Origin of the sequence: Streptomyces katrae, from assembly GCF_000966975.1 — a bacterium.
Classification (GTDB): domain Bacteria; phylum Actinomycetota; class Actinomycetes; order Streptomycetales; family Streptomycetaceae; genus Streptomyces; species Streptomyces katrae.
The window spans coordinates 1-9196 of sequence record NZ_JZWV01000861.1; the positions used below are offsets into that span (position 1 = coordinate 1).

Annotated in this window: 7 protein-coding genes and 2 pseudogenes; 6 read left to right on the forward strand and 3 right to left on the reverse strand. The window is 75.1% G+C overall.

What is annotated here, in order from left to right:
- The 6 genes and pseudogenes from VR44_RS28220 to nadE all read left to right on the forward strand — a co-directional run.
- Positions 1–1538 (forward strand): annotated as a pseudogene (locus tag VR44_RS28220) (peptide-N4-asparagine amidase); the annotation flags it as partial.
- 110 nt (positions 1539–1648) lie between these two features.
- Positions 1649–3124 carry a serine/threonine-protein kinase gene (locus VR44_RS28225; RefSeq protein ID WP_052713862.1) on the forward strand — a complete coding sequence of 492 codons (1476 nt, stop codon included), beginning with the start codon at positions 1649–1651 and terminating at the stop codon, positions 3122–3124.
- A 63-nt stretch (positions 3125–3187) separates the two neighbouring features.
- Positions 3188–4102, forward strand: coding sequence for a squalene/phytoene synthase family protein (locus tag VR44_RS28230; protein ID WP_052713863.1), 915 nt, complete (start codon positions 3188–3190; stop codon positions 4100–4102).
- A 142-nt stretch (positions 4103–4244) separates the two neighbouring features.
- Positions 4245–5492, forward strand: coding sequence for a sensor histidine kinase (locus tag VR44_RS28235; RefSeq protein ID WP_052713864.1), 1248 nt, complete (start codon positions 4245–4247; stop codon positions 5490–5492).
- Positions 5489–6094, forward strand: coding sequence for a response regulator transcription factor (locus tag VR44_RS28240; RefSeq protein WP_045950437.1), 606 nt, complete (start codon positions 5489–5491; stop codon positions 6092–6094). The genes VR44_RS28235 and VR44_RS28240 overlap by 4 nt, the downstream gene beginning before the upstream one ends.
- 127 nt (positions 6095–6221) lie before the next feature.
- Positions 6222–7070 (forward strand): ammonia-dependent NAD(+) synthetase, encoded by an 849-nt coding sequence (gene nadE / locus VR44_RS28245; RefSeq protein ID WP_045950438.1) that lies wholly within the window; start codon positions 6222–6224, stop codon positions 7068–7070.
- A 7-nt stretch (positions 7071–7077) separates the two neighbouring features.
- On the opposite strand, the gene VR44_RS28250 is transcribed toward nadE, so the two are convergent.
- The 3 genes and pseudogenes from VR44_RS28250 to VR44_RS48950 all read right to left on the reverse strand — a co-directional run.
- Positions 7078–7854 carry a LysM peptidoglycan-binding domain-containing protein gene (locus tag VR44_RS28250; protein WP_045950439.1) on the reverse strand — a complete coding sequence of 259 codons (777 nt, stop codon included), beginning with the start codon at positions 7852–7854 and terminating at the stop codon, positions 7078–7080.
- Positions 7855–8257: 403 nt separating this feature from the next.
- Positions 8258–8788, reverse strand: a complete 531-nt coding sequence (locus VR44_RS48945; RefSeq protein WP_342669402.1) for a dihydrodipicolinate synthase family protein — start codon at positions 8786–8788, stop codon at positions 8258–8260.
- 73 nt (positions 8789–8861) lie between these two features.
- Positions 8862–9125 (reverse strand): annotated as a pseudogene (locus VR44_RS48950) (dihydrodipicolinate synthase family protein); the annotation flags it as partial.
- Positions 9126–9196 lie beyond the last annotated feature (71 nt).

Genomic DNA, 9196 nt, shown 5'->3' on the forward strand with positions numbered 1-9196 from the left:
CGACTGGCACGACCCCCTCACCGCCGCCCCGCCCGTGGAACACCCCGCCACCGCCTCCTGCCGGGTGACCCTCGCCGAGGCCCAGTTCCGCGACTTCACCCCCTACCGGGGCGCCTACACCCCGCCCGAAGGCTGCGGCCGCTCCGACTGGGCCAAGGTGGTGCTGCGCCTCGACGGCAAGGTCAAGGGCCGCCAGTACGACCGCCTGGGCAACCTCACCCTGGGCGGCGTGGAGATCCTGAGCACCTCCACCCCCGAACCCTCGCCCGAGGGCATCGAGTGGTCGGTGGAGAAGGACGTCACCCGCTACCGCGACACCCTCAGCCGCCCGCAGCCCGTCGAGATGCTGATCGGCAACGTCGTCGACGACACCTACACCGGGGTCATCGACGTCAAGGTCACCCTCACCTTCTACGCCGCCGGGGGCCGCACCCGCCCAGCCCCCGCCCCCGACCGCGTCCTCCCGCTCACCACCCCGGCCGTCACCACCCCGCGCAACACCGAACGGATCCTCGCCGAGGTCTACGCCGCCGGCTCCGGCGGCGGCTGCGAGGAGTTCTGGTACCTGACCGTCCCCGACGCCGCGCACTCCCGACGCCGCGCCCTACTCCTGCAAGGCCGCCGACGGCCCCCACCGCGAGGTCCGCGTCTCCGTCGACGGGCAGCTCGCCGGACTGGCCGCGCCCTTCCCGACCGTCTGGACCGGCGGCTGGTCCAACCCCTTCCTCTGGTACGTCACCCCCGGCCCCCGCGCCTTCGACGTCCAGCCGGCCGTCTACGACCTCACCCCCTACGCCGCCCTCCTCAACGACGGCCGCCCGCACCGCGTCGAGGTGGCCGTCGCCGGGGTACCGGCGGGCCAGAGCGGCTGGAGCACCCCCACCAACCTGCTGCTCTGGCAGGACCGGGGCCGCGAGGTCGTCACCGGCGCCCTGACCCGGCACGAGGAGACGGCCCCCACCGGCAGAGGAGACGGCCCCACCGGCAGCTCCCGCTGGACGCCCGCCGCCCCCGGCGGCGAACACCGCCTCGACACCGACGGAGCCCACCGCCTCACCACCGCCGGATACCTCGACACCTCCCACGGCCGCGTCACCACCACCGTCACCCGGGCCGTCCGCGGCAGCTCCGTCCACCGCTGGACCGACGGCGAGAACCGCGACGCCCTCACCGCCTCCTGGGACGACGAGGAGACCGTCACCCGGGGCGCCGCCACCACCCGCACCACCCGCGTCTACACCATGGACGGCGAGACCACCCTCGACGCCGCCGGCCGGCTGCGCACCGTCCTCTCCCTGGGCGACCGCGCCGACACCGTCACCCTGCGCGGCGGCCGGCAGACCGGCCGGACCCTCCTGGACGACCGGTACACGGGCGACGCCTCGTACACGACGAACGTCCCCCGCGACCAGCGGCACGCGGTCGGCACCACCACCGCCCGCTACCAGCTGTACGGGGCCGAAATCGGGGGCGGCTGTTACGACCGTACGGTGTCCACCGCGCAGGGCGCCCTGACGGCGGACCGCCGCCGCTGCTGACGGAGGTGCCCTCTACGATGACCGGCCATGGACACGAGTGAGGCCGGCAGACGGCTGGTCGACGGCCGTTTCGAACTGATCGCACCCCTGGGCGCCGGATCACGGACCAGATGCGCGCCCGGGCCATCCGGGAGGCCCGGGCCCTGGCCCGGCTCGCGCACCCCGGCGTGGTGACGATCCACCACATCGTGGAACCCGCGCCCGGCACCGACGGCCACCCGTGGATCGTGATGGAGCTGGTCAAGGGCGGCTCCCTGCACGACCGGCTGGCCGACGGACCGATGCCGGTCGCCGACGTGCTGCGGCTGGGCCTCGACATCCTCTCGGCGCTGCGGGCCGCGCACGCCGAAGGGGTCCTGCACCGGGACGTGAAACCGGCCAACGTACTGCTGCGGCCCGACGGGGCGGCGGTGCTGACCGACTTCGGCATCGCCGCCCTCGGCGGGGCGACCGCCCTCACCTCCACGGGCGTGCTGATCGGCTCGCCCGAGTACATCGCCCCGGAGCGCGCGCGGGGCGAGGAGGGGCTGGCCGCCTCCGACCTGTGGTCGCTCGGCATGATGCTGTACGTGGCCGCCGAGGGCACCCACCCGCTGCGCCGGGCCACCAGCCTCGCCACCGTCGTCGCCGTGCTCGACGACCCGATCCCGGCGCCGGTGCGCTCCGGCCCGCTGGGCCCCGTACTGGAACGGCTGCTCGTGCGGGACCCGGCCGTACGGCCCGACGGGGCCGCCCTGGAAGCCCTGCTCCGCGCCGCGAGCACCGCTCTCACCGCCGGCGGAGCCCCGCTCGCCCCGGCGCTCCCGCCCGCCTACGGGCCTCCGCCCCCGGCGCAGGACACCCGCCCCTTCGGCCCCGGCGGCGGCTCCCCGTACGGCGCCACCGCACCCGTCACCCCGCCCCGCGGCCGCCGCCGGCCCGCCCTGATCGGCGCGCTCCTCGCCGTCGCCCTCACCGGCGGTGCCATCGGCCTGGTCCAGGCGCTCCCCGACGGCGGCTCCGGTTCCGCCGGCGCGAACGCCAAGGGCCCCACCGCCGGCGCCCCCGCCCCGACCGGCGGTGCGGCCGTCGCCACCGGTGGCCGGGCCACCCCGGCCACCGTCCCGTCGAAGCAGCAGAGCGGCCCCGCCGGCGAGGCCAAGGGCAGCATGCTCACCCCCGACCGGGTCCGCACCGCCCTGGAGGCGTTCAAGCAGCTGTCCGGCACCACCAGATTCGTGGAGATGACCGTCTACGAGGGGTACGTGCTCGCCTCCATCCCCACCGCGGACGGCGCCGGGACCTACGACCGCTACGAATACCGCGACGGCCGGGCCCAACGCAGCGGCCCCGGCGGCCGGATCGACGGCACCAAGGCGCTCATCGACATGACGGCCGTGAACTGGGACGCCCTCCCCGGCCTCCTCGACAAGGCCCAGCAGGAACTCGGCGTGACCAAGCCGACCTCCCGCTACGTCATCGTCGAGCCCTGGCTCTTCGACGGCGGCGCTACCTCCGTGCGGCCCTACCTCAGCGACGAGTACGGCCGGGGCGGCTACCTGTACGCCGATGCCCAGGGCGACGTCAAGAAGGTCTACCGCTCCTGACATCGTGTACGCGCGGCCCGCACGCGTGTGCGGGCGGACGCGGTACAAGGGAGCACGCACACCATGCCAAGCTGGCGCACCACCCTCACCAGGGCCGGGATATCCGGCCCCCGGCTGCGGGACGACTACACCCGGGCCGCCCGCGGAGTGCTGCGCCGCGACCCCGCGCGTTTCGTCACCCTGCGCCTGCTGGCCGCCCCGCCCCTGGTGCCCTGGCTCGCGGCGGGCCTGGCCTTCATGAACCTGGTCGACGACGTGGCCGAGACCGGCACCCCGCAGCAGCGGACCGCCGGCCTCGCCGCGCTGACCGCCCGCACCGCGGCGGCCCTGGAGACCGGCGACAGCCCCGACCCGGTCCTGCGCGCCTACGCACACGCCGTCAGCTCCCGCGCGCTGCCCGCCCACTGGGTCACCCGCTTCCTCGACGGCGCCGCCACCGCCGAGGCCGGCTTCGACGGGTTCGGGACCGAGGAGGACTTCCAGGCCTACCTCGATGCCTACGCCTGGCCCGGGGTCCTCGTCTTCACCGGACTCCAGTACCAGGGCGGGCCGGACGCCGCGCAGGCCGCCGGCTGGCGCACCTTCGTGGACGCCGCCCAGCGCGTCGACTTCCTCGCCGACCTGGCCGGCGACCTCGCCGAAGGCCGGCTCTGCCTCCCGCGCGCCCGGCTCGCCGAGCACTCCGTGACCCGCGCCGACCTCGAAGCGGCCCGCGACACCCCGGCCGTACGGGCCCTCCTGGCCGGCGAATGCCGGCTCGCCCGCACCTCCCTGGCCGCCGCCGGGGACGGCATCCTCGGGCTCACCGAACCCGGGCTGCGCCCCGTGGTCTCCGCCATGACCGAGCTGATGGGACACCAGCTCGCCGCCGTGGAGCGGGCCGGTGCGGGCGTCCTGCGCAAGGACGTGGGCTACGGCCTGGCCGCCCCGGCCGGGACCCTGGTGCGCGCCCTGCGCAGCAGCCGCCGCTCGATATGACATTCGTACTGGTCGGGACCGTACAGGCGGCTCTGCCGGCACCCCCGCGCCGGACCCTAACGTGGTGGTCATGACAGACAAGGTCTCCGCACCGCCGCTCCTGCGGGACGGCGCGGGAGCGGCACGGGAAGCGGGAACGGACATGCGGGAGGAATGCCGGAGCCGGGACGGCCGGAAGGCCGAACGGGCGGCCCGCAAGGCCGACTGGGCGGTCCGCAAGGCCGAGTGGCGGGCGGCGGAGAAGGCCCGCAAGGCGCGCGGCGGGGCACCCGACTACGGCAGGGGCCCCATGGGCCCGCCCAACGCCTTCACCCTGCTGCCCTGGCTGCTCCTGGGCATGGGCGCCGTCTCCAACGTCGTCCACGGCGAGACCCCGAACCCGTGGATCGGGATCCTGGGCCTGCTGGCCTTCAACTCCCTCTACGTCACCATCGTGTTCCGGGCCTTCGACCAGCGGGCCCGGCAGGCGCCCGCCACCCGCTGGTGCCTGGCCGCGCTCGGCGCCGTCACCTGCGCCATGGCCGGGGCGTACGGGGACAGCTGGCTGCTGTTCTTCCCGCTGCTGGGCCTGGCCGTGGGAGCGGTGGTCCGGGGCCGCCGTCTCGGCCAGGCGATGTTCGCCATCAGCGCCGTCGCCGGGGTGATCGGCGGGCTGAGGGAGGGCTGGGACGCCCTCGGCATCGTCTACGGGACCTTCCTCTCCGGCATGGTCACCGCGGCCATCCTCGCCCTGTCCGAGACCGTCCTGGAACTGCGCGAAACCCGCCAGGAGCTGGCCCGGGCCGCGGTGGACCAGGAGCGGCTGCGCTTCTCCCGCGACCTGCACGACCTCCTCGGCCACACCCTGTCGGTGATCGTCGTGAAGTCGGAGGCGGCCCGGCGCATCGCCCCCCGCGACCTGGAGGCCGCCCTCGGCCAGGTCCGCGACATCGAGACCGTCGGACGCCAGGCCCTCACCGAGATCCGCGAGGCCGTCACCGGCTACCGCGAGTCCAGCCTGGCCGCCGAACTCGACCGGGCCCGGGGCGCGTTGAGCGCCGCCGGTATCGAACCCCGGGTACGGCAGTCCGGCCCCCCGCTGCCCCCGCAGACCGCCGCCCTGCTGGGCTGGGTGGTGCGCGAGGCGGCCACCAACGCGGTCCGGCACAGCGGGGCCACCGCCTGCGAGATCGAGGTGCACGGCGAGGCGGAACGGGTCCGGCTGGTGATCACCGACGACGGACGCGGCGTAGGCTCGACCCCGCCGGGCAGCGGACTGACCGGCCTCGGAGAACGCCTCGCGGCCGCGGGCGGCACGCTCACCAGCGGCCAAGTACCCGGCGGCGGCTTCCGGGTCACCGCCGAACTCCCTGTGGAGCCGGCCGCGGACGGGGACGAGGGGAACGGATGATCAGGCTGCTGCTGGCCGAGGACCAGGGGATGATGCGCGGCGCCCTGGCCCTGCTGCTGGGGCTGGAGGAGGACATCGAGGTCGTCGCGCAGGTGGCCGCCGGGGACGAGATCGTGCCGGCTGCCCTCGAAGCCCGGCCCGACGTGGCCCTCCTGGACATCGAACTCCCCGGCCGCAGCGGCCTCGACGCCGCCGCCGACCTGCGCACGGCCTGCCCCGGCACCCGGGTGCTGATCCTGACCACCTTCGGCCGGCCCGGCTACCTGCGCCGGGCGATGGAGGCGGGGGCAGCCGGGTTCCTGGTCAAGGACGGGCCGGTGGAGGAACTGGCCGCCGCGGTCCGCCGGGTGCTGGCGGGGGAGACCGTGATCGACCCCTCGCTCGCGGCGGCCGCGCTCAGCGCCGGCCCGAACCCGCTCACCCCGCGCGAGGCCGACGTGCTCAACGCGGCCGTCGACGGGGCCACCGTCGCCGACATCGCGGCCCGGGTGCACCTGTCGGAGTCGACCGTCCGGAACTACCTCTCCGCCGCCATCGGCAAGACCGGCACCCGCAACCGCATGGAGGCCGTCCGCGCGGCCCGCCGCCAGGGCTGGCTCTGACCCGGGCCGGGCCCGCGGGGGTGTCCCGGGCGCTGGGTAGGGTGGGGCGACACACACCGTCGAACGGAACGCGAACGCCCGCGCAGAGCGCGGACGGCGCGGACCGCGCCGAGAACGAGGAGCAGACGTGAGCGAGCCGGCGTCCATCGCCCTGCAGCAGGAGATCGCCCGGGAACTCGAGGTCGCCGAGACCTTCGACGCCGAGCGGGAGATCGAGCGCCGGGTGGCCTTCCTCGCCGAGCGGCTGACCTCCACCGGTCTGCGCTCCCTCGTCCTCGGCATCAGCGGCGGGGTCGACTCCACCACCGCCGGCCGGCTGTGCCAGCTCGCCGTCGAGCGGGCCCGCGCCGCCGGGCACGAGGCCCGCTTCTACGCGATGCGGCTGCCGTACGGGGTCCAGGCCGACGAGCACGACGCCCAGCTCGCCCTCTCCTTCATCCGCGCCGACCAGGTCCTGACGGTGGACGTCCGGCCGGCGAGCGACGCCGCCCTGGAGGCCGCGCGGGCCGCCGGCGTGGAGTTCCGCGACGCCCACCACCAGGACTTCGTCCACGGCAACATCAAGGCCCGCCAGCGCATGATCGCCCAGTACGCGGTGGCCGGCGCCCACGGCGGCCTGGTGGTCGGCACCGACCACGCCGCCGAGGCGGTCTCCGGCTTCTTCACCAAGTTCGGCGACGGGGCGGCCGACCTGGTCCCGCTGACCGGCCTGACCAAGCGGCGGGTGCGCGCGGTCGCGGACGCCCTGGGCGCTCCCGCCGAGCTGGTGTGGAAGGTCCCGACCGCGGACCTGGAGACCCTCGACCCGGGCAAGGCCGACGAGGACGCCCTCGGGGTCACCTACGACGACATCGACGACTTCCTGGAGGGCAAGCCGGTCGACGCGCGGGCCTTCGAGACGATCGTCCGCCGCTACCGGCTCACCGACCACAAGCGCCGGCTGCCGATCGCCCCGGGGCACGCCGCGGCGCGGTAGCCGGCGCTCAGTAGGCGCCGTTGACGTTGTCGATCGAGCCGTAGCGGGCGGCGGCGTAGTTGCAGGCGGCCGTGATGTTCGCGACGGGGTCGTACGAGTCCATCGCCGTGCCCGGCACGTGGTAGGCCCGGAAGGTCGGGTCGATGACCTGGAGCAGGCCCTTGGAGGGGATGCCGGCCGCGGCGTTGGAGTCCCAGTTGTTGATGGCCAGGGGGTTGCCCGAGGACTCCCGCATGACGTTGCGGTGGATCCCGTTGTAGGTGCCGGGGATCCCGTGCCGGGCCATGATGTCCAGCGACTGCCGGATCCAGCCGTCCAGGTTGTTCGCGTACGTCTTCACGGCGGCGGGCGCGGCGGCGGGCTTGGCGGCGAGGGCGGTGGCCCGGGCGGCGGCGGCTTTCGCTTCCCCGCCCAGGGTCAGTTTGAGGCCCGGGCGGATGACGGACGGGTTGCTGCCGATGACCTCGCGGTTGGCGTCGTAGAGGGCCTGCCAGCCGCCGCTCACGGAATGCTCCGTGGCGATCTTCGCCAGGGTGTCGCCGCCGACCACGGAATAGATCACGGGAGCCGCCGCCTTTTCGGCGGCCGGTTTGGCGGCGGGTTCTGCCGCGGGAAGCGCCACGGTGCGCACGGCGGGTGCCGCAGCCGGCTGCGCGACGGCCGCCCCGGCCGTGGTCGCGCTGATCAGGGGCAGGGCGAGGGCCGCTCCGCCCGAGCCGGCGAAGGCCAGCTTGCGGGCGATCTTGTGCTGCTTCGGCCGGCGGTGCTTACCCGATGCGGGCATGGCGCATTTCCTCACGTGCGGGTGCGGGGGAGTCCCGGAGGCGGCCGGATTCGGCATTCGGCCACCGGGAGTGAGGGTGACCGTAGGCGAGCGCGCGGGGCCGAACAAGACGCGAATTCACCCCGGAGATCGACTTCCCTCCGGCCCCCGGTAAATGACCTTGGAAAAACTTCTCCGGAAATCGAGGTTTTCCTTTCCAGGAAAAGGGAATCGACCCTTCCGGGTGAATTGATGTTGACCCGGCGGGTGTGGCTCACATCACGGCCCCGCCGGACCGGGGGTTCCCACACCCAATCCGGTCAATTCGCGGGCCGATGCCGCCGATTGGGGCGACTCACGCGAGAGTGCCGAATCCCGATGAACAGGTATGAATCGGGCGCCCCTCTGTGAGTGGGCGGTGGGATCAGAGCGCGGACAGCTCCTCCAGGGCGGCCGCCACCGCCGCCTCGGACGCCGGCAGCATCGGGAGCCGTACGTCCGGTGTCGGGATCCGCCCCTGCGCGTACAGCACCCCCTTGACCACCCCCGGGTTCGGCTCGGCGAAGAGGGCCGCCGAGAGCCGCGCCAGCCCGTGGCCGAGCTCCCGGGCCCGCGCCACGTCCCCGTCCCGCCAGGCCCCGGCCAGCTCCGCGAAGCGCTCCGTCGCCAGGTGCGCCGAAGCCAGGATCCCGCCCGAGGCGCCGAGGGCGAGCAGCGGGGACACGTACACGTCGTCCCCGGCCAGCACCGCGAACCCGTCCGGCAGACCCCCGAGCAGCGCCACCGTCTCCTGGTCGATCCCGCCGGCCGCGTACTTCACCCCGGCCACCCCGGGCAGCGAGCCCAGCTCCCGCAGCGCGGCCGCGTCCAGCGGCTGCCCCGTCCGGTACGGGATGTGATAGACGACCAGCGGTACCGGGCTCACGGCGGCCAGCCGCGCGAAGTGCGCCAGCACGCCCCCCGCCGACGAACGGGGGCACGGTCACCAGCGCGGCCGCCGCCTCCGGCCACCGTGCCAGCCGGGCCAGCGCCCCCTCGCTCGCCCGGGTCCCGCTCGCCCCCGCCCCCACCACGAGCGGCACGCCCCGCTCCCGGCAGACCCGGGCGCAGACCCCGGTGACCAGGTCGCGCTCGGCCTCCTCCAGCGCTGCCGCCTCGGCGGTGGTGCCCAGGGCCACGATCCCGGCCGCGCCCGCGTCGAGCACCTCGTGCGCGAGGGCCTCCAGCGCCCCGGCGGCGACCTCCCCACCGCGGGTGAAGGGGGTGACGAGCGGGACGTGGATCCCGCTCAGGGAGGGCCCCGCCGGCGCGCCGGCCCGCCCGCCCGCCGTCCGACCCGTCGTCCGTCGCGTGTGCTGTTCCC